General features: G+C 74.6%; 18 protein-coding genes. 12 read left to right on the top strand and 6 right to left on the bottom strand.

From position 1 onward, the window contains the following. The first annotated feature begins 8 nt into the window (after window positions 1–8). Window positions 9–869, top strand: coding sequence for a DMT family transporter (locus VQH23_RS19130; protein WP_338662315.1), 861 nt, complete (start codon window positions 9–11; stop codon window positions 867–869). 10 nt (window positions 870–879) lie between these two features. After that, on the top strand, window positions 880–1,635 hold the full coding sequence (locus VQH23_RS19135; protein ID WP_338662316.1) for an alpha/beta fold hydrolase: 756 nt from the start codon (window positions 880–882) through the stop codon (window positions 1,633–1,635). Window positions 1,636–1,648: 13 nt separating this feature from the next. Here the strand turns inward: VQH23_RS19135 and VQH23_RS19140 are convergent, their stop codons facing one another. Beyond that, a complete protein-coding gene (locus tag VQH23_RS19140; protein WP_338662317.1) occupies window positions 1,649–2,293 on the bottom strand; it encodes a DNA-3-methyladenine glycosylase 2 family protein in 645 nt (214 codons plus the stop codon). A 9-nt stretch (window positions 2,294–2,302) separates the two neighbouring features. Beyond that, window positions 2,303–3,706, bottom strand: a complete 1,404-nt coding sequence (locus VQH23_RS19145; RefSeq protein ID WP_338662318.1) for a hypothetical protein — start codon at window positions 3,704–3,706, stop codon at window positions 2,303–2,305. A 181-nt stretch (window positions 3,707–3,887) separates the two neighbouring features. On the opposite strand from VQH23_RS19145, the gene VQH23_RS19150 reads away from it, so the two are divergent. From VQH23_RS19150 to VQH23_RS19160, 3 genes are read left to right on the top strand one after another with little or no spacing between them, the layout of a single operon-like run. Next, on the top strand, window positions 3,888–5,438 hold the full coding sequence (locus VQH23_RS19150; RefSeq protein ID WP_338662319.1) for a glucan biosynthesis protein G: 1,551 nt from the start codon (window positions 3,888–3,890) through the stop codon (window positions 5,436–5,438). Then, the gene (gene mdoH, locus VQH23_RS19155; RefSeq protein ID WP_338662320.1) at window positions 5,414–7,612 is read left to right on the top strand and encodes a glucans biosynthesis glucosyltransferase MdoH; all 2,199 of its coding nucleotides are present in this window, start codon (window positions 5,414–5,416) and stop codon (window positions 7,610–7,612) included. The genes VQH23_RS19150 and mdoH overlap by 25 nt, the downstream gene beginning before the upstream one ends. Continuing rightward, window positions 7,612–8,121 (top strand): 2'-5' RNA ligase family protein, encoded by a 510-nt coding sequence (locus tag VQH23_RS19160; protein WP_338662321.1) that lies wholly within the window; start codon window positions 7,612–7,614, stop codon window positions 8,119–8,121. The genes mdoH and VQH23_RS19160 overlap by 1 nt, the downstream gene beginning before the upstream one ends. A gap of 6 nt (window positions 8,122–8,127) precedes the next feature. On the opposite strand, the gene VQH23_RS19165 is transcribed toward VQH23_RS19160, so the two are convergent. From VQH23_RS19165 to VQH23_RS19175, 3 genes are all read right to left on the bottom strand, one after another. Then, the gene (locus tag VQH23_RS19165; RefSeq protein ID WP_338662322.1) at window positions 8,128–8,373 is read right to left on the bottom strand and encodes a hypothetical protein; all 246 of its coding nucleotides are present in this window, start codon (window positions 8,371–8,373) and stop codon (window positions 8,128–8,130) included. An 89-nt stretch (window positions 8,374–8,462) separates the two neighbouring features. After that, on the bottom strand, window positions 8,463–8,762 hold the full coding sequence (locus tag VQH23_RS19170) for a hypothetical protein (protein ID WP_338662323.1): 300 nt from the start codon (window positions 8,760–8,762) through the stop codon (window positions 8,463–8,465). A 47-nt stretch (window positions 8,763–8,809) separates the two neighbouring features. Further along, window positions 8,810–9,985: a M20/M25/M40 family metallo-hydrolase gene (locus VQH23_RS19175; RefSeq protein ID WP_338662324.1), complete on the bottom strand. Its 1,176-nt coding sequence runs from the start codon at window positions 9,983–9,985 to the stop codon at window positions 8,810–8,812. A 124-nt stretch (window positions 9,986–10,109) separates the two neighbouring features. Here VQH23_RS19175 and VQH23_RS19180 point away from each other — a divergent pair, with 124 nt between their 5' ends. The 3 genes from VQH23_RS19180 to VQH23_RS19190 all read left to right on the top strand — a co-directional run bounded on the left by VQH23_RS19180 (window position 10,110) and on the right by VQH23_RS19190 (window position 12,632). Continuing rightward, the gene (locus VQH23_RS19180; RefSeq protein ID WP_338662325.1) at window positions 10,110–10,826 is read left to right on the top strand and encodes a hypothetical protein; all 717 of its coding nucleotides are present in this window, start codon (window positions 10,110–10,112) and stop codon (window positions 10,824–10,826) included. 5 nt (window positions 10,827–10,831) lie between these two features. Further along, window positions 10,832–11,566, top strand: coding sequence for an aspartate/glutamate racemase family protein (locus VQH23_RS19185; RefSeq protein ID WP_338662326.1), 735 nt, complete (start codon window positions 10,832–10,834; stop codon window positions 11,564–11,566). Window positions 11,567–11,636: 70 nt separating this feature from the next. Then, a complete protein-coding gene (locus VQH23_RS19190; RefSeq protein ID WP_338662327.1) occupies window positions 11,637–12,632 on the top strand; it encodes an SDR family oxidoreductase in 996 nt (331 codons plus the stop codon). A 16-nt stretch (window positions 12,633–12,648) separates the two neighbouring features. Here VQH23_RS19190 and VQH23_RS19195 read toward each other — a convergent pair whose 3' ends face one another. Next, window positions 12,649–13,398, bottom strand: coding sequence for an alpha/beta hydrolase (locus VQH23_RS19195; protein ID WP_338662328.1), 750 nt, complete (start codon window positions 13,396–13,398; stop codon window positions 12,649–12,651). A gap of 125 nt (window positions 13,399–13,523) precedes the next feature. Here VQH23_RS19195 and VQH23_RS19200 point away from each other — a divergent pair, with 125 nt between their 5' ends. From VQH23_RS19200 to VQH23_RS19215, 4 genes are all read left to right on the top strand, one after another. Continuing rightward, complete coding sequence (locus VQH23_RS19200) at window positions 13,524–14,651, top strand: glycosyltransferase family 4 protein (protein WP_338662329.1); 1,128 nt, start codon at window positions 13,524–13,526, stop codon at window positions 14,649–14,651. Beyond that, window positions 14,648–15,565: a glycosyltransferase family 9 protein gene (locus VQH23_RS19205; protein ID WP_338662330.1), complete on the top strand. Its 918-nt coding sequence runs from the start codon at window positions 14,648–14,650 to the stop codon at window positions 15,563–15,565. Before VQH23_RS19200 ends, VQH23_RS19205 begins: the two co-directional genes overlap by 4 nt. Before the next feature lie 129 nt (window positions 15,566–15,694). Then, window positions 15,695–16,678 (top strand): TRAP transporter substrate-binding protein, encoded by a 984-nt coding sequence (locus VQH23_RS19210; RefSeq protein WP_338662331.1) that lies wholly within the window; start codon window positions 15,695–15,697, stop codon window positions 16,676–16,678. Between the two features lie 10 nt (window positions 16,679–16,688). Beyond that, a complete protein-coding gene (locus VQH23_RS19215) occupies window positions 16,689–17,225 on the top strand; it encodes a TRAP transporter small permease (protein ID WP_338662332.1) in 537 nt (178 codons plus the stop codon).

Here is a 17,225-nt window from a genome sequence, read left to right on the forward strand (position 1 = left end):
CCCGGGGCTTGAACCCGCGCGACCTCTGGCTGCTCGCCGTCGCCGTCGTCCTCTTCGGCGGCGTCTGGCCGATCGCGAAGGACGCGCTGGGGGACGCCACGCCCGTCTGGTTCGGCGCCAGCCGTGCGGGGCTGGCGGCGCTTGCCTCCGGCGTGGTGCTGCTGGTCCTCGGGCGGCTGCACCTGCCGGGGCGGCGGGACTTGCCATCCGTCCTCGCGCTCGGCCTGCTGCAGATCGGCGGCTTCTTCGCGCTGACCCATATCGCACTCGGCGTGCTGCCGGCCGGGCGCATCGCCGTGCTGTCCAACGTGACGATCTACTCCCTCGTCCCGCTCTCCGTTCTGGTGCTGGGGGAGCGCGTGTCGCCGCTGCGCTGGGCGGCGGCGGGGATGGGGCTGGCGGGGGCGCTGGTTCTTGTCGGGCCCTGGGCCGTGGACTGGTCGGACCCGGCTGTTCTGGCGGGGAACGCGCTGCTCGTCGGCGCCTCGGTGCTCTGGAGCATTGCCATCGTGATCACCCGCCGCTTTCCGCCGCAGCGGCCGATGCTGGAACTCCTACCCTTCTTCTTCGGCCTCGCGACGCTGCTCCTTCTCGCGCTGGCGGCCTGGCGGGAGCCGGGCGGCGGGATCGGGTGGGGCGCCCTGCCGCACGCGGCCTTCATCGGTCTGGTCGCCGCGCCGCTGGGCACCTGGAGCGTGATCGAGGCCGGGCGGCGCCTGCCCTCCACCGTGGCCTCCGTCGGCTTCATGCTGGTGCCCGTCCTGGGCGTGACGCTCGGCGCGCTCTGGCTGGGCGAGCCGGTGGGGTGGGACATCCTGGTCGGCGGCGGGCTGGTGTTCCTGAGCGTCATCCTCGCGGTGCGCGGATGAGGAGGGCGCGATGATCCTGAACGCGGTCGAGGCGGGGGAGGGGCCGCCGCTGGTCCTGCTGCACGGGCTGTTCGGGCAGGCCCGCAATTTCGGGGCGCTGCAGCGGCGGCTGGCGGCGAACGGGCGGCGCGTGGTCGCGCTCGACCTGCCGAACCACGGGGCCAGCCCGCACGCGCCCTCGATGGACTACCGCGTCATGGCCGACTCAGTGGCGGAGACGCTGGAGGCGAAAGGGATCGCGCGCGCGGCGGTGATGGGCCACTCCATGGGCGGCAAGGCCGCGATGATGCTCGCGCTGACGCGGCCGGAGGTGGTGGCGCGCCTGCTGGTCTCCGACATCGCGCCCGTCGCCTATCCCTCCCGCTGGGTGCCGCTGGTGGGGGCGATGCGGGCCGTCCCGCCCGGCGCGGCGCGCGCCGAAGTGGACGCCGCCCTGGCGCCCGCGGAGCCGGATCCGGGGGTGCGCGCCTTCATCGTCGCCAACCGCAGGCCGGACGCCTCGGGCTGGCGCATCGGGCTGGAGGGGATCGCGGCCTCCCTGCCGGCCATCATGGGGTGGGAGGATGCGGGCGGCGCCACCTATGACGGCCCGACCCTCGTCGTGGCAGGGGAGCGTTCGCCCTACATCCGGGCGGAGGACCGGCCGGGGATCCGCGCCCTCTTCCCCCGCGCGCGCTTCCTGACGGTGAAGGGCGCCGGGCACTGGGTCCATGCCGACCAGCCGGACGGCTTCGCGGCGGTGGTCGAGGGATTCGCGCCGGTCTGACGGAAGGGGCGCCTCAGATCGCGCTCGGCGCCTTGAAGCTGTTCGTCTTGTTCAGGTCCGCCGCCCGCCAGAGGTACCAGGCGGCGGCCGACCGGAACGGTGCCCAGCGCGCGCCGATGGCGGCCAGTTCCTTCGGCTTCGGCTGCGCCTCCAGCCCGGCGGCCACGCGGTAGCCCTCCCGCACGCCGAAATCATCCACGGGCAGGATGTCCGGGCGGCCGAGAGTGAACATCAGCAGCATCTCCACCGTCCAGCGGCCGACGCCGCGCAGCGCCACCAGCCGCTCGATCAGCGCCTCGTCGGACAGGCGTGCGGCGGCGCGGCGGGTGGGCACCCAGCCCGCGGCCGATTTGTGCGCGATGTCCAGGATGGCGGCCTGCTTGGCGCCGGAGAAGCCGCAGGCGCGCAGCTGCCCCTCCTCCAGCGCTAGGACGCGCGCCGGCGGCGGGAAGGGGTGGTCGGGGGTGAGCGCGATCAGGCGGTTCAGCATCGCCTCCGCTGCGCGCCCATGCACCTGCTGGTGGGCGATGGCCCGCACCAGCGCCTCGTAGGGCTCCCGATCCTTGACGGGCTTCAGCCCCATGGCCCCGACCTGGGCGATGACGGGGCCGAGGACAGGATCGGCGGAGAGGTGCTTGCGGGCGGCGCGGGCGCTCATCCCCACGGATTACGCCAGCGCGGGCAGGATCGCCACGGCCGCCCAGCCGATGAGGAGGGCGATCAGGATCAGGGGCCACACGCCGCGCCAGATGGCGGGCGGCCGCGTGCCGTCCGCCAGCAGCCCGCACACCATCGCCGTCATCGCGAACGAGTAGGCCGCGCCGGCGCCGGAGGCGAAGCTGTGGATGCCCGGCGCCAGCCAGGGCGGCAGCCCGGCGGCGAGGCCCAGATCCGCCTGCACGCTCATCATGGAGGAGGCGGCGCCGACGCCGCTGCCGGTCAGCAGCCCGCCGACGAAGCCCAGCGCCGGGATGGCGAAGGGCGCCAGCGGGCCGAGCCCCGCCGCGATCCCGTGCGCAAGCCCCGTCGCCACGCCCGAGCCCGCCAGCCAGCGCCCGAGGAGGACGTAGAGGAGCATGGCGGCCGCCGGGCGGCGCATCCGCAGCATCGCCTCCCGGAAGCGGGTCGGGCCGTCCTGGCGCAGCAGGAGGAAGCCGAGCGAGACGCACCACAGCACCACCGCGACGTGGGTCAGCTGGAAGGCCGGAAGGTCGGCATAGGGCCGCCAGCCCGGCGCGGACTGCCAGGCGCGGGCCACCAGAAGCACAAAGGTGAGCAGCGCCCAGGGGCCGATCGCCGCCAGCGCCCGGTCCCGCGACGCCGCGTCGCGCGGCGGGGCGAGGTGCCAGAGGGCGGGCAGCAGCACGAGGCCGGAGGAGAGGAACCCCACCGTCTCCGGCGGCATGAGCCGGCCGAGCAGCAGCACAAGGCCCGCGACCGCCGCCTGCATCCCGAGCTGCGCCAGCCGCTCCCCCCTCGGCACCGGCAGGCCGGCACGCGCGAGGAGGGCCCAGAGCACGGGCGGCGTGGCCAGCAGCCAGGCGGCGTGCGGCATGGCCGTGACGAAGGAGACCTCGTGCGGCGGCCGGTGCGCGAGCGCCGCCCCGAGCGCCAGCCCCGGTCCCAGCCCGCCCCAGGGCGCCAGCCAGAGGGAGAGCACGGCCATGCCGCCCGCCGGCGCGCCCCCGATCCCCATGGCCCGCAGCGCGCCCACGGTGAACATGGCGCCAACGCCGAAGCCCGTCACGCTCTCCACGAAGGAGCCGGCGAGGATCATGAGGTAGGCGCGGCGGGGGGAGGGGGGCACCGGCTCCGTCGCGCGCGGCGCGGCGGCGAGGCTGAAGAGAAGCCCGCCCGAGAGGGTGGCCACCGGCAGCAGCCCGAGGAACAGGGCGCGCAGGCTCTCGGAGGCCAGGAAGCGAGGCAGCGCCAGCCCGGAGGGCAGCGCGGCGGAGACGGCGGGGAAGGAGGCGGCGAGGGCGGCGAGGCAGGCCGGCACCGGCGCCACCCGCCCGGAACCCAGCAGCACGAGCAGCAGGAGAAGGGGGAGGGCCTGGAGGAAGATGTCCATGCGCCCGCGTAAAGCCCCTCCGCCACCCTGGCCGCCCCGTGACAGATGGGCCGTGCCCCGCGTATCACGCCCCCAGCATATCGCAGTGCGGCAGGAAACCATCCCCGCCCACCCCGTTCTACGCCCGACGCCCAACCTTCGTTAAGGCGTCCCCCTTTAAGGCTTCGGCCGGGAGATCAGCTTGCACCGCCGCGCCCTCATCGCCGGATTAGCCATGGCCGGGCTCATGCCCCGGATCCCCGGCACGCTCTACGAGCGCGCGGAGGCGGCCGACGACCCGGCCCGGCCCTTCGACGACACCACCGTCCGCAGCATGGCCCGGGAGCTGGCGGCCAAGCCCTACGCCGCGCCGGATGAGCGCCTGCCCGCGCCCTTCGCCGACCTGAGCTACGACGCCTACCGCACCATCCGCTTCAACGCGGGGCGCGCGGCGTGGCGGGCGGAGGGGCTGCCCTTCCAGATGCAGCCCTTCCACCGGGGCTTCCTGTTCAAGGCGAAGGTCGCGCTCTTCGAGGTGGCGAACGGGCGGGCGACGCCCATTCCCTACGACCCCACCGCCTTCACCCTCTCGGAGCTCGGTGGGCCCGTCCCCTCCCCGGTGCCGGACCTCGGCTTCGCGGGGTTCCGCCTGACCAACCCGATGAACCGGGCGGACCATTTCGACGAAGTGGCCGCCTTCGTCGGCGCCTCCTACTTCCGCGCCATCGGCAAGGGGCATGTCTACGGCCTCTCCGCGCGCGGGCTGGCCATCGCGACGGCGGAGCGCTCCGGGGAGGAGTTCCCGCTGTTCCGCGCCTTCTGGCTGGAGCGGCCGCGCGCCGGGGTGAATTCCACGGTGGTCCACGCCCTGCTCGACAGCCCGAGCACCACGGGCGCCTTCCGCTTCACGATCCGCCCCGGCGAGGAGACGGTCTTCGACGTGGAGTCCCGCCTCTATCCGCGGGTGGAGATGCCCACCGTCGGCGTGGCGCCGCTGACGAGCATGTTCCTGCACTCCGCCCTGGACTACCAGGGCGCCGACGACTTCCGGCCCTCCGTGCACGACTCGGACGGGCTGATGCTCTCCACCGGCCGTGGGGAGGCGCTCTGGCGGCCGCTGGCCAACCCGCGGGAACTGCAGGTGAGCGTCTTCGGCGACGTGAACCCGCGCGCCTTCGGCCTGATGCAGCGCGCCCGCGCCTTCCGCGACTACCTGGACCTGGAGGCGCGGTACGAGCGCCGCCCCGGCGCCTGGGTCGAGCCGATCGGCGACTGGGGCGAGGGCGCGGTGCACCTCGTGGAGATCCCGACGCGGGAGGAGATCCACGACAACATCGCCGCCTTCTGGCGCCCCAAGGCCCCGCTGCGGCCGGGGCAGGAGTACAGCTACGTCTACCGCCTGCACTGGACGAGCGGCGCGGCCTTCGGCGCGCCCAACCGCCCGGCGCCCGCGCAGTTCAGCGGCGGTCGGCAGGGCGCCAAGCCCTCCGTCCAGGGCACGCGGCTCTTCGTGCTGGAGGCGGCCGGCGGGCGGCTGGCAGGGCTGCCGGAGGGGGCGATGCCTGTCCTCGACGTGACCGCCAGCGCCGGGCGGATCGAGAACGCGGTGGTGCAGCGCAACCCCGAGACGGAGGGCTGGCGCCTCTCCTTCGAGCTGGTGCCGGGCGGAGAGAAGCTCGTCGAGCTCCGCGCCCTGCTGAAGAATGACTCAGGGCCGCTGACCGAGACATGGCTGTTCCGCTGGACACCCTGACCCGCCCCGACCCGCCCCAGGGGACGCCCCATGGGTCGCCTCCTGAGGCGGCGCTCCCCGGCGGGTTCGCTGCCCTGCCGGCGGAGACGCCGCTGGACATGCCCGTGCAGGAGTTGCGCGCGCGGCCGCAACCCGCGCGACGGCCGGAGACGGCGCCGCGCGGCATGGGCTGGCGCCGCCTCCTCGTCTTCGGCGCCGCGTTCCTGCTGACCGTGCTCGGCACGCGGGAGATGGCGCTGGTGCTGGACGTCACCACGCCCTTCACGCCGGGTGCGATCGTCCTCGCGCTCTTCGTGCCGCTCTTCGCCTGGATCGCGCTCTCCTTCGTCTCCAGCCTCTGCGGCGCCGCGAGCGTGGCGCTGGGCGGGGGTAGGGGGCTGGGGATCGACCCGAACGCGCCGCTGCCCGCCCTTCTCGGCCGCACCGCGCTGCTGATGCCCGTGTACAACGAGGACCCACGCCGCGTTCTGGCGGGGCTTGAGGCGATGGAGGCAGCGCTGCGCGAGGCGGGCGCGGCGGACGGCTTTGACATCTTCATCCTCAGCGACACGACCGATCCGGACGCCTGGGCACGGGAGGAGGAGGCTTTCCTCGCGCTGCGCTCGCGGGCCGGGGCGGGTGCCCGCATCTTCTACCGCCGCCGCGCGAAGAACGTGGACCGCAAGGCCGGCAACATCGCGGACTGGGTGCGGCGCTTCGGCGGCGCCTACCCGCAATTCCTGATCCTGGACGCCGACAGCGTGATGTCGGCCGAGGCGCTGATCCGCCTCGCCGCCGCGATGGAGGCGCATCCCGGCGTGGGGCTGATCCAGAGCCTGCCGGTGATCGTCAACGGCCGCTCCCTCTTCGCGCGGATGCAGCAGTTCGCCGGCCGGCTCTACGGCCCGGTCATCGCCCATGGCATCGCCTTCTGGCACGGGGCGGAGGGGAACTACTGGGGCCACAACGCGATGATCCGCACCGTGGCCTTCGCGGAGGCGGCGGGGCTGCCGCACCTGCCCGGCCGCAAGCCCTTCGGCGGCACGATCATGAGCCACGACTTCGTGGAGGCCGCGCTGATGCGGCGCCAGGGCTGGGCGATCCACTTCGTCCCCGCACTGTCCGGCAGCTACGAGGAGAGCCCGCCGGCCCTCTCCGACCTTGCCATCCGCGACCGGCGCTGGTGCCAGGGCAACCTGCAGCACATGGCGGTGCTGCCCACGCGCGGGCTTCACCCAATCTCCCGCTCCCACCTCCTTGTCGGGATCGGTTCCTACATCACCGCGCCGCTCTGGCTGCTCTTCCTGGTCGCGGGCGTGCTGCTGTCGCTGCAGGCGCGCTTCGTGCTGCCCGTCTACTTCCCGCAGGGGCCGGCGCTGTTCCCGAACTGGCCGGTGGTCGATCCGGTCCGCGCGAAATGGGTCTTCATCGCCACGATGGGCCTGCTGTTGGTGCCGAAGCTGCTGGCCTGGGGCGCCATGCTGCTGGACGGGCCCTGGCGGCGCGGCCATGGCGGCGGGCTGCGCGCCCTCGTCAGCATGCTGGTGGAGACGGTGCTGGCCGGCCTGCTGGCGCCGGTGACGATGCTGACCCAGTCCGTGGACGTGTTCTCCATCCTGCGCGGGCGGGACTCCGGCTGGTCGGCGCAGACGCGGGACGATGGCAGCCTGCCGATCGGGCAGGTGGCGCGGCTCTACTGGCGGCACACGGCCTTCGGGCTGGCCTTCGGCGTCGCGGCCTTCCTCGTCTCGCCCTACCTCGCGGCCTGGATGTCGCCCGTGGTGGTCGGGCTCGCCCTCGCCATTCCGCTCGCGGCCTGGACGGCGGGGCGCGCGGCCGGGCAGGGGCTCCGCCGCGCCGGGCTGCTGCTGATCCCCGAGGAGCGGGATCCCCCGCCGATCCTGCGCCACACCCTGGCCCTGCGCGCGGAGTGGGAAGCGATGGCGCCGGAAGGCGAGGCCCTGGCGCGGCTGCGCGCCGATCCCGCCCTGCTGGCCGCGCATCGCGCCATGCTGCCGCCCCCGGCGCCGGCGCGGGTGGACGCGCTGGACTCCAGCCTCGTCATGGGCCGTGCCCGCGTGGCGGCCGCCGGTTCCGCGGAGGAGGCGCTGGCGGCGCTGACCCGCGCGGAGAAGGCCGCCCTTCTCGGTGATCCGGATGGGCTGGACGCACTGCTGGCGCTGCCCTCGCGCTGATGGAGCCCGCGCCGCTGATCCTGACGCTGCGCTTCGACGACGCCGCCTTCGCACGGCTGGACGCCATGCGCCGTGCCCATTTCCCGCCGGAGCGGAACCACATTCCCGCGCACCTCACCCTGTTCCACGCCCTTCCCGGGGCGGCGCTGCCGGAGATCACGGAGAACCTGCGCGTCGCCTGCGCCGGAACGCCGCCCATGGCGCTGCGGGTGACCGGGCCGCGCTCCCTCGGCCGGGGCGTGGCGCTGGGAGTGGAGGCGCCGGCACTGGTGGCGTTGCGCCGTCTCCTCGCCTCGCACTGGCGGGAATGGCTGACGCCGCAGGATGCGGGCGGCTTCCGCCCGCATGTCACCGTGCAGAACAAGGTGGCGCCGGAGGAGGCGCGGGCGCTGCAGGCGGAGATGGCCGTGGGATTCCAGCCCTGGGAGGCGCGGGGCGAGGGGCTGCTGCTCTGGCACTATCGCGGCGGACCCTGGGAGGCCGCCGCGGAGTTCCCCTTCGCGGGCTAGACCCGCCTAGCGCCGCGCGCGGCGGCGCGGCTGGGCCGGCGCCACGGCCTGCCCCCGCGCCGCGGCGGCACGCTGGCGCACCGCCTCATTCCGAGAGAGCGGCGCCCCCTGGGCGTTGAAGTCGGAACTTGGTGCCTGCCCGCGGGACCAGCCCGGGCGCGAGATGGAGCCGGTGGCCCCTTGCGCCATGGCCGTGCCGGCGACGGCAACCCCGCCGAGCGCGAGGATGGCCAGGGCGATACGCTTCTTCATCGACATGCCTCTCCCTATGAGACGGCGGATTGATTGCGCGACGGAACGTGCCGCGCAAGCACCGTTCCGGCTTTTCCCGCGACGGTGTTTCAGGAACGGTCGTCGCGCGCTCCCGCGGCCGCGCTCCGCTCCGCGGCCATGGCAGCGGCCGAGCGGCGGCGGATAATCTCGGTCCGGGTCAGCGGGCGCCCGTCGCGGCCGACCGGCATGCCCTGGCGGTCGAAGTCGGAGGTCGGCGCCTGGCCTACCGACCAATCCCCGTAAGACTCGGCGCCGGTGGCACCGCCCACGGGGGCGCGGCTGGTGCTGAAGACGGACTGGGCGTGCGCGGCCGGCGCGGCCATGAGCAGGCCGGCGAGTGCGGCGGGAAGGGCAAGGCGGCGGGGCATTGGGCGGGTCATGCCCGGACTAACGCCGGGAGGCCCCGCCCGTTCCGTCAGACGCTCGCCAGGAGACCGGCGAGCAGCTTTGCGCGTGGCACGAGACTGTCCTCGCGGATGTACTCCCCCAGGGTGTGGTACCCGGCGCCGAGCACGCCCAGCCCGTCCAGGGTCGGGATGCCCATGGCGCCCGTGAAGTTCCCGTCGGAGCCGCCGCCCGCGCTCTCATGCGGCAGAGGGTAGCCGAGGCGGGCGGCGAGGGCCTTCGCCCGCTCGTGCAGCGCCATCACGGCCCCGTCCGGCTCCCACACGGGGCGGGTGACGCCGCGGCGCACCTCCACCAGCACGTCCGGCGCGCCCGGCTTCAGCGCGAGCATCCGCTCCACCGCCTCGTCCAGGTCGGCCTGGCGCCTGGCCATGCTCAGCGCCTCGGCGTCGCAATGGGTGGCCACGCAGTTCACCCATTGCCCGCCCCCGATCACGCCGACGGAGAAGGTGGCCGCCTCCGTCGTCATCGCCTCGATCGCCAGGACCTGCCGGCACATCTCCCGGATGGCGGAGCGGCCGTCCGAGAGCTTCGCCCCGGCGTGGCTGGGGCGGCCGGTGGTGCGGAGGTTGAAGCGGGCGATGGCGTAGCGGCCGGTGACGACGCCGCCCATGCTGCCGCCCTTGGGGCTCGCCTCGTCCGTCGGACGCCCGGGCTCGGGCACCAGCACCACGGCGTGGCGCGCGGCCTCCGCCTCGATCACGTCGCGGGTGGAAGGGGTGCCCACCTCCTCGTCCGGGGTCAGCAGCACCGTCACCGGGCGGGAGGTGGCGATCCCCGCCCGGGCCAGCTCCCGGATCGCCTCCAGCGCCAGCAGCGTGCCGCCCTTCATGTCGCAGATGCCCGGGCCGTAGCAGCGCCCGTCCTCGCGCCGGAAGGGCAGCGCCTCCAGCGTGCCCACCGGGTGCACCGTGTCGAGATGGGCGAGGACGAGGATGCCCGGCACGTCCCCGGCCGGGTGCGGGAAGCGGGCGCGGACGCAGCCGCCGAACCCCATCCGGCCGGGGATGCGCTCGATCCGCGCGCCCATCATCGCCAGGTCCCGCGAGGCCAGGTCCATCATGCGGTCCACCGCCGCCGCGTCGAAGGTCGGGCTCTCGCACTCCACCCAGGGGCGGAGCCGGCCGAGGATGGCCTCCGCGTCGAAGGGCAGGTCCAGGGCGGGGTGGGAGGGCAGGGCGTCCAAGGCGTGCATCCTTCCGTCAGAGGGGCGCAGCCTGCGCCCGCGGCGGACCGGAGTGAAGCCTGGGGAGGGAAGGGCTTGCGGCATGTTTTTGGCGCGGGCCGCCGGGGGCGCTACCCTGGGGGCGATGAGTGATCCCCTGAACATCGCCCCGCGGCGCCTGGTGCCGCTGGCCGGCCCCATCCTCTGGTCCGCCGCGGAGCTTGCGCCGAACGAGCAGATGATCCCGCTGGGCGCGGAGCACGCGGCCGAGCTGGCCGCACCGGAGGGCGCGACCCCGCGCCTGGATGCCCTGGCGCAGGAGCTGCGCGGCCGACTGGACCACGGCCGGGGCTTCGCCCTGCTGCGCGGCCTCCCCGCCTCCGGCGATCCGGAGGCCGCGCCGCGGGCTATCGCCGCGCGGCTGGGCCAGGCCGTCTCGCCCGCGCCCGCCACGGGCAACCGCCATACCGAGGCCTGCGACGCGCTGCTGCTGCGCGTGGCGGAGCCCGCCGTCGCGCGGCTGCGCTCCGCGGCCTGCATCCACAACACCCTGCTCCGGGCGGACCGCGCCGGGCTGGCCGCGCTCTACGAGGCGCGCGGGGAGCCGGCCGTGCCCGTCTTCTCCTACGAGGGCGGGGTGTTCGCCGCCCGCTGGGACGATGCCGCCCTGCCGGAGGACCGGGTGCCCGCCGCCATCGGCGAGGCGCTGGGCGAGCCGCTGTCCCTCAGCTTGCGGAGCGGGGACATCCTGGCCTTCAACCCCTTCCTCGTCTGGGTGGACCGGCTTCCCGGCGCCGCCGTGGCCGCGGCGCGGGAGGAACCCTCCCGCCTGGACAGCCCGGGCTTCGCCGGGCTCCGCTAGCCCGCATGCGAATCCTCGTCGCCAACGCGAACACCACCGAGGCCATCACCGCGCGCTGCGCGGAGGCGGCCCGCGCCGCCGCCTCGGCAGGCGTGGAGATCGTGCCGGGCACGCCGCGCTTCGGGCCGGCCGTGATCTCCTCCGGGCTGGAGAACGCCATCGCGGCGCACGGGCTGCTGGACCTGCTGGCGGAGCACGCGGGGGCGGTGGACGCCGTGGTTCTCGCCGTCTCGCTCGACACGGCGCTGGAGGCGGCGCGGCAGCTCATGCCCTGCCCGGTGGTCGGGATGACGGAGGCGGCCTGCTTCGCCGCGTGCATGCTCGGCAACCGCTTCGGGCTGGTGACCTTCGGGGGCACGGAATCCTACCGCCGCCTGATCGACGCGCACGGGCTGACGGCGCGGTGCGCCGGGCTCGTCGGCGTGGACTTCACGCCGCAGCGGGCGCTGACGGATCCCGAGGGCGCAGTCCGCGCCGTGGGTGAGGGTGTCTCGCGCCTCGCCGCGGGCGGCGCGGATGCCGTGGTGCTCGGCGGCGCGGCGCTGGCGGGGATGGAGCCGGCGCTGAGGGACAGTTCCCCCGTGCCGCTGCTGGACGGGATCGCCTGCGGGGTGCGGATGGCCGAGGCGCTGGCGGCGATGCGGCCCGCTCGCCCGCGCCAGGGGCCGCTCGCGCCGGTGCGGGGCCGGGACTCCCTCGGCCTCTCCCCGGCGCTGGCCGCGCTGCTGCGCGGGGCGTAGCGCGCTCCAACTCCGGCGCCCAACTCCGAAGTCGGGGACGCGTTCCGCTCGCGCACACGGAGGAGGCCGCATGAGCAAGGTCGTCGTCGTCACCGGGGCCGGGGCGGGCATCGGCCGCTCCACCGCGCTGGAGTTCGCGCGGGCGGGCTGGGACGTGGCCCTGCTCTCGCGGGATCCCGGGCGGCTGGAGAGCGCGGCGGAGGAGGTGCGGTCCTTCGGCGTGCGCGCCCTGCCGGTCCCGACCGACGTGGCCGATGCCGCGGCCGTGGAGGCGGCGGCGGAGCGCGCCGAGGCGGAGTTGGGGCCGATCGACGCCTGGGTGAACGTGGCGATGGCGACGGTCTTCGCCCCGGTTTCCGAGCTGACGCCGGAGGAGGTGCTGCGGGCCACCCAGGTGACCTATCTCGGCCAGGTCCACGGGATCATGTCGGCGCTGAGGCGCATGCGCGCGCGCGACCGTGGCACGATCGTCAGCGTCGGCTCCGCGCTCGCGCACCGCGCCATCCCGCTGCAGGCCGCCTATTGCGGCGCCAAGTTCGCGACGCGCGGCTTCATCGATTCGCTGCGGTCCGAGCTGATCCATGACGGCAGCAAGGTCCACGTCACCACCGTGGACCTGCCGGCCTGCAACACGCCGCAGTTCGACTGGTCCATGAACAAGATGGGGCGAAAGGCGCAGCCGGTGGAGCCGATCTACCAGCCGGAGGTGGCGGCGCGGGCCATCCTCTACGCCGCCATGCACCGGCGGCGGCAGGTCTGGGTGGGGCTGCCCACCGTCGCGACGATCGTGGCGGACCGGATCGCGCCGGGGTTGGTGGACCGCTACCTCGCCGACGCGGGCTACAAGGGCCAGTTGACGGAGGAGAAGCGGGCGGCGGACGCGCCGGCGAACCTGTTCGAGCCCGTGCCCGGCCCCTACGGCGCGCATGGCCGCTTCGACGACCGGCAGCCGCGCACGGCCGGCTGGGAGGTCTTCACCAGCCGTCAGCGCGACGCCTTCTGGCTGGGGGTGCTGGCGACCGCGGCCGTCGGCGTGAGCGCCCTGGCCCGCCGCCTGCGCCGCTGATCAGAGGGCCGATTAGTTAGAGGGGCAGCGCGTCCAGCTCCCGCGAGAGCAGCGCGAGGTCCTGCGGGCGGGAGAGGCGGTGGTTGCCGTCCTTGATAAGGGTGAGCACCGTGTCCGGCCCCGGCAGGGCCTCGACGATCCGCAGCGCGTGACGCCAGGGCACGTCCGGATCCGCCATGCCCTGGAGGAGGCGTACCGGGCCGTCGTAAGGGATGGGGCCGGGCAGGAGCAGGTGGTTCCGCCCCTCCTCCAGCAAGCAGCGCGTGATGGGAATCGGCTCCCCGTACTGCGAGGGGCGGCGCAGTACGCCGTCGCGCTCCAGCGCGGCCCGGTCCGCCTCCGAGAACTCGCCGGGCATCAGCGCCTCCGTGAAGTCCGGCGCCGCGGCGAGGCCGATCACCCCGCGCACGCGCTCCCGGCCCAGGCGCCGGGCCAGCAGCAGCGCGATCCAGCCGCCCATGGAGGAGCCGACCAGGACCAGCGGGCCGGGCGCCCGCGCCTCGATCACCTGGGCCGCGTCCTCCGCCCAGGTGCCGATGGTGCCGTCCTCGAAGGCGCCGCCGCTGATGCCGTGGCCGGAATAGTCCAGCCGCAGGAAGGCGCGGCCCCGCGCGGCGCAATGGTCGCGCAGGTGCAGGGCCTTGGAGCCCTCCATGTCCGAGCGGAACCCGCCGAGGAAGACCACCGTGGGCCCTTCGCCCGGCAGCGCGGCCCAGGCCAGGGGGGTGCCGTCCGGGCGGGTGAGGGTGCCGCGTTCTTCGCTCATGCGCCCGGGCCTAGCGCCGAGGGGCGGCCGGCGGCAAGCGCCCCACGGCAAGCGCCCCACGGCAAGCGCCCGGCGTAGCAGGGCTGGCGTGACGGGGCAGCCGCCGCGGGGTAAGGGGCGGGGCCATGCCAGCCCCCCCGCCCACCGTCCTGCAGGTGCTGCCCGCCCTGGGCCAGGGCGGGGTGGAGAGGGGCACGGTGGAGATCGCCCGCGCGATCGTGGAAGCCGGCGGGCGCGCCCTGGTCGCCTCCGCCGGCGGGCCGATGGTGGCGGAGCTGGAAGCGGTCGGGGCGCGCCACCTCGCCCTGCCGCTGAACCGGAAGAATCCCGTCGCCCTCCTTGCCGGGGCGGTTGCCCTGGCGCGGCTGGTCCGGGCGGAGCGCGTGCGGATCGTCCACGCCCGCAGCCGCTTCCCGGCCTGGTCCGCGCTGATGGCGGCGCGGGCCACCGGGGCGCGCTACGTCACCACCTATCACGGCAGCTACAACGAGGGCTTTCCCGGCAAGCGGCTCTACAACTCCGTCATGGCGCGGGGGGACCGGGTGATCGCAATCAGCGACTATATCGCCGGGCTCGTCCGCGCGCGGCACGGTGTGGGGCCGGACCGGCTGCGGGTGATCCCGCGGGGCGTGGACCCCGCGCGCTTCGATCCTTCGGCGGTGGAGCCGGCCCGCCTCGCCGCGCTGCGGCGCGCGTGGGGGCTGCCGGAAGGCCGCCCGCTGATCCTCATGCCGGCGCGGCTGACGCGCTGGAAGGGCCAGGCCGTCCTGCTGTGCGCCGTGCGTATGCTGGACGGGCCGCGCCCGCACATCGTGCTGGCGGGCGACGACCAGGGGCGGGCGGCCTACCGGGCGGAGCTGGAGGGGCTGGCGGCGGAGAGCGGCGCGACGGTGCGCCTGCCCGGCCCGGTCGCAGATATGCCCGCCGCGCTCGCCCTGGCCGACATCGTCATCCACGCCAGCACGGACGCCGAGGCCTTCGGCCGCACGGTGATCGAGGCCCAGGCCATGCGCCGCCCGGTCATCGCCTCCGACCTCGGCGCCCCGCGGGAGACGGTGGAGGAAGGGGTGACGGGCTGGCGTGTGCCGCCCGGCGATCCGGCCGCGCTGGCCGCCGCCATGTCGCGCGTTCTATCCATGCCGACCGAGGCGCGGGACGGGGTGGGCAGGGCGGCGCGGGCGGCCGTGCTGGAGCGCTACACCACCCGGGCCATGCAGGACGCGACCCTGGCCGTGTACCGGGAACTGGCATGAGCGGGCAGGTTCTCGTCATCAAGCTCGGGGCGCTCGGCGACTTCGTGCAGGCCTTCGGGCCCTTCGCGGCCATCCGCGCCCACCACCCCGGGGCGCGCATCACCCTCCTGACCACGCCGCCCTTCGCGGAACTGGCCCGGCGCAGCCCCTGGTTCGACGAGGTCTGGACGGAGGGCCGCCCGCGCTACACGGACCTCCGCACCCAGTTCCGCCTGTTCCGGAGGCTGCGGGCCGGGCGCTTCGGGCGGGTCTACGACCTGCAGACCTCCCCGCGCTCCTCGCGCTACCGCCTGTTCGTGGGGCGTGATGCCGAATGGTCCGGCGTGGCGCGCGGGGCGAGCCATCCGCACGCCAACCCGCACCGCAATGCCATGCACACGGTGGACCGGCAGCGCGAGCAGCTGGAGATGGCGGGAATCCCGGACTTCCCCGCCCTGGAACTGGGGTGGCTGGACGCCGACCTCTCCGCCTTCGACCTGCCGCCGCGCTTCGCCCTGCTGGTGCCCGGTGCCAGCCCGTCCCGGCCGGGCAAGCGCTGGCCGCACTTCCCGGAACTGGCCTTGCGGCTGGACGTGCCGACCGTGGTGACGGGCGGCTCCGGGGAGCGCGCCCTGGCTGAGGCGATCCAGGCCGCCGCGCCGGGCGCGCTGGACCTGACCGGCCGCACGAGCCTTTTCGAGCTCGCGGCGATCGCGCGCCGGGCGGCCGTGGCGGTGGGGAACGACACCGGCCCGACCCACCTGGCCGCGGCGGCAGGCTGCCCGACCCTCGCCCTGTTCGGGGAGGAGAGCGACCCGGCCCGCTGCGCCCCGCGCGGCCCGGCCGCCACCTTCCTGCGGCAGGAGCCCCTCTCGGCCTTGGCGCCCGATCGGGTGGCAGAATCCGTGCGGGGCCTTCTCCGCCTGCCGTCTTAGGCGGCACTCCCGGTTCGGCGGGGCCGGATCGGCCTCGCACGCTCCCTTGCGTCCCACTCCCCCCGGTGCCGATGATGCGCGCCGGAATCGAACGTCCAGTATCGAACGTCCCACAGGCGGAGCAGGCCCATGTTCACCCGACGGAACCTCCTCGCGGCCGGCACGGCCGGTGCCGCCGCCCTCTCCGGGGCCGGCAGTGCCCGCGCCCAGGCTCGCTGGCAGTTCGCCACCCCCTACCAGGACACGAACTTCCACACGAAGAACGTGAAGGCCTTCGTGGAGGACGTGGCCAAGGCGACCAACAACGCCGTGCAGTTCCAGCTGCACACCAACGCCTCCCTGCTGCCGATGGCGCAGATCAAGGCGGGCGTGCAGCGCGGCCAGGTGCAGATGGGCGAGGTCCTCACCTCCGCCTACGGCAACGAGGACGCCTTCTTCGAGGTGGACGGCATCCCCGTGCTGGCGCCGACCTACGACGACGTGCAGAAGCTGGCGCGGCTGGCGCGGCCCTACCTGGAGGCGCGCTTCCAACGCCAGGGCATGATGGTGCTCTACACGGTGCCCTGGCCGCCGGGCGGCTTCTACAGCAACGCGCCGGTGACGAACCTGGACGTGTTCAAGGGCACGCGCTTCCGCACCTTCAACACCATGACCAACCGGCTCGCCACGCTGATGGGCGCGAACCCCACCCTGGTGCAGGCCACCGAGGTGCCGCAGGCCTTCGCCACGGGCGTGATCCGGGGCATGGTCACCAGCGCGGCCACTGGCGTGGACACCCAGGCCTGGGACTATTGCAAGGTCTATACGCCCGTCGGCTTCAGCTACACGAACAATGCCGTCTTCGTGAACCGCCGCGCCTTCGAGGCGCTGCCCGCGGGCCAGCAGGCCGCTATCCGGGAGGCGGCAGCCACGGCCCAGACGCGGGGGCTGCAGATGTCCCGGGACGCGGAGAAGGAGACGACCGACACGCTCGGCGCCCGCGGCATGCAGGTGCTGCAGCCGAGCGACGTGCTGAAGCAGCAGCTGGCCGCGATCAGCCGCACCATCACGGACGAGTGGGTGGCCCGGACCGGCGAGGACGGCAGGAAGCTCATCGAGTCCTATCGCGCCTGAGGACACGGGAATGATCAGGCGGGCGCTGGACGCGCTCTACGCGGCCAGCGCCGGCCTCGCGGCGCTGTGCCTGTTCGGCATCTTCGTCGTGATGATGGCGCAGGTGGGGCTGCGCTTCGTGAACATGCAATTCCCCGGCGCTGACGACATCAGCGCCTATCTCTGCGTGGCCACCACCTTCTTCGCCCTCGCGCTGACTTTCCGGCGCGGGGAGCTGATCCGGGTGGGGCTGCTGATCGAGCGGCTCTCCCCCGGCCCGCGCCGCGCCTTCGAGATCGGGGCGCTGGCCTTCGCCGCCACCGGGTGCGCCTACGCCTTCTACTGGACGCTGGACGACGTCCTCTTCTCGCTCGAGATCGAGGACGTGGCGCAGGGCGCGCTGGCCGTGCCGCTCTGGATCCCCAAGATGGCCATGCCTGCCGGCGCGGCGATCCTGCTGATCGCCGTGCTGGACGAGCTGGTGACGGTGCTGCGCGGCGGGCGACCCCACTACGTGATCGCGGCCGAGGAGCGGGCGGCGCGCGGCGACTTCTCGGCCGAGGTGTAG

It is taken from the genome of Pararoseomonas sp. SCSIO 73927, from assembly GCF_037040815.1.
Taxonomy (GTDB): domain Bacteria; phylum Pseudomonadota; class Alphaproteobacteria; order Acetobacterales; family Acetobacteraceae; genus Roseomonas.

What these genes read in the sequence shown, in the direction of transcription:
- VQH23_RS19135 (WP_338662316.1), top strand. Translation starts at nt 880, where the DNA reads ATGATCCTGAACGCGGTCGAGGCGGGGGAGGGGCCGCCGCTGGTCCTG.
- VQH23_RS19140 (WP_338662317.1), bottom strand. Translation starts at nt 2,293, where the DNA reads ATGAGCGCCCGCGCCGCCCGCAAGCACCTCTCCGCCGATCCTGTCCTC.
- VQH23_RS19145 (WP_338662318.1), bottom strand. Translation starts at nt 3,706, where the DNA reads ATGGACATCTTCCTCCAGGCCCTCCCCCTTCTCCTGCTGCTCGTGCTG.
- mdoH (WP_338662320.1), top strand. Translation starts at nt 5,414, where the DNA reads ATGGCTGTTCCGCTGGACACCCTGACCCGCCCCGACCCGCCCCAGGGG.
- VQH23_RS19160 (WP_338662321.1), top strand. Translation starts at nt 7,612, where the DNA reads ATGGAGCCCGCGCCGCTGATCCTGACGCTGCGCTTCGACGACGCCGCC.
- VQH23_RS19165 (WP_338662322.1), bottom strand. Translation starts at nt 8,373, where the DNA reads ATGAAGAAGCGTATCGCCCTGGCCATCCTCGCGCTCGGCGGGGTTGCC.
- VQH23_RS19170 (WP_338662323.1), bottom strand. Translation starts at nt 8,762, where the DNA reads ATGCCCCGCCGCCTTGCCCTTCCCGCCGCACTCGCCGGCCTGCTCATG.
- VQH23_RS19180 (WP_338662325.1), top strand. Translation starts at nt 10,110, where the DNA reads ATGAGTGATCCCCTGAACATCGCCCCGCGGCGCCTGGTGCCGCTGGCC.
- VQH23_RS19185 (WP_338662326.1), top strand. Translation starts at nt 10,832, where the DNA reads ATGCGAATCCTCGTCGCCAACGCGAACACCACCGAGGCCATCACCGCG.
- VQH23_RS19190 (WP_338662327.1), top strand. Translation starts at nt 11,637, where the DNA reads ATGAGCAAGGTCGTCGTCGTCACCGGGGCCGGGGCGGGCATCGGCCGC.
- VQH23_RS19195 (WP_338662328.1), bottom strand. Translation starts at nt 13,398, where the DNA reads ATGAGCGAAGAACGCGGCACCCTCACCCGCCCGGACGGCACCCCCCTG.
- VQH23_RS19200 (WP_338662329.1), top strand. Translation starts at nt 13,524, where the DNA reads ATGCCAGCCCCCCCGCCCACCGTCCTGCAGGTGCTGCCCGCCCTGGGC.
- VQH23_RS19205 (WP_338662330.1), top strand. Translation starts at nt 14,648, where the DNA reads ATGAGCGGGCAGGTTCTCGTCATCAAGCTCGGGGCGCTCGGCGACTTC.
- VQH23_RS19210 (WP_338662331.1), top strand. Translation starts at nt 15,695, where the DNA reads ATGTTCACCCGACGGAACCTCCTCGCGGCCGGCACGGCCGGTGCCGCC.
- VQH23_RS19215 (WP_338662332.1), top strand. Translation starts at nt 16,689, where the DNA reads ATGATCAGGCGGGCGCTGGACGCGCTCTACGCGGCCAGCGCCGGCCTC.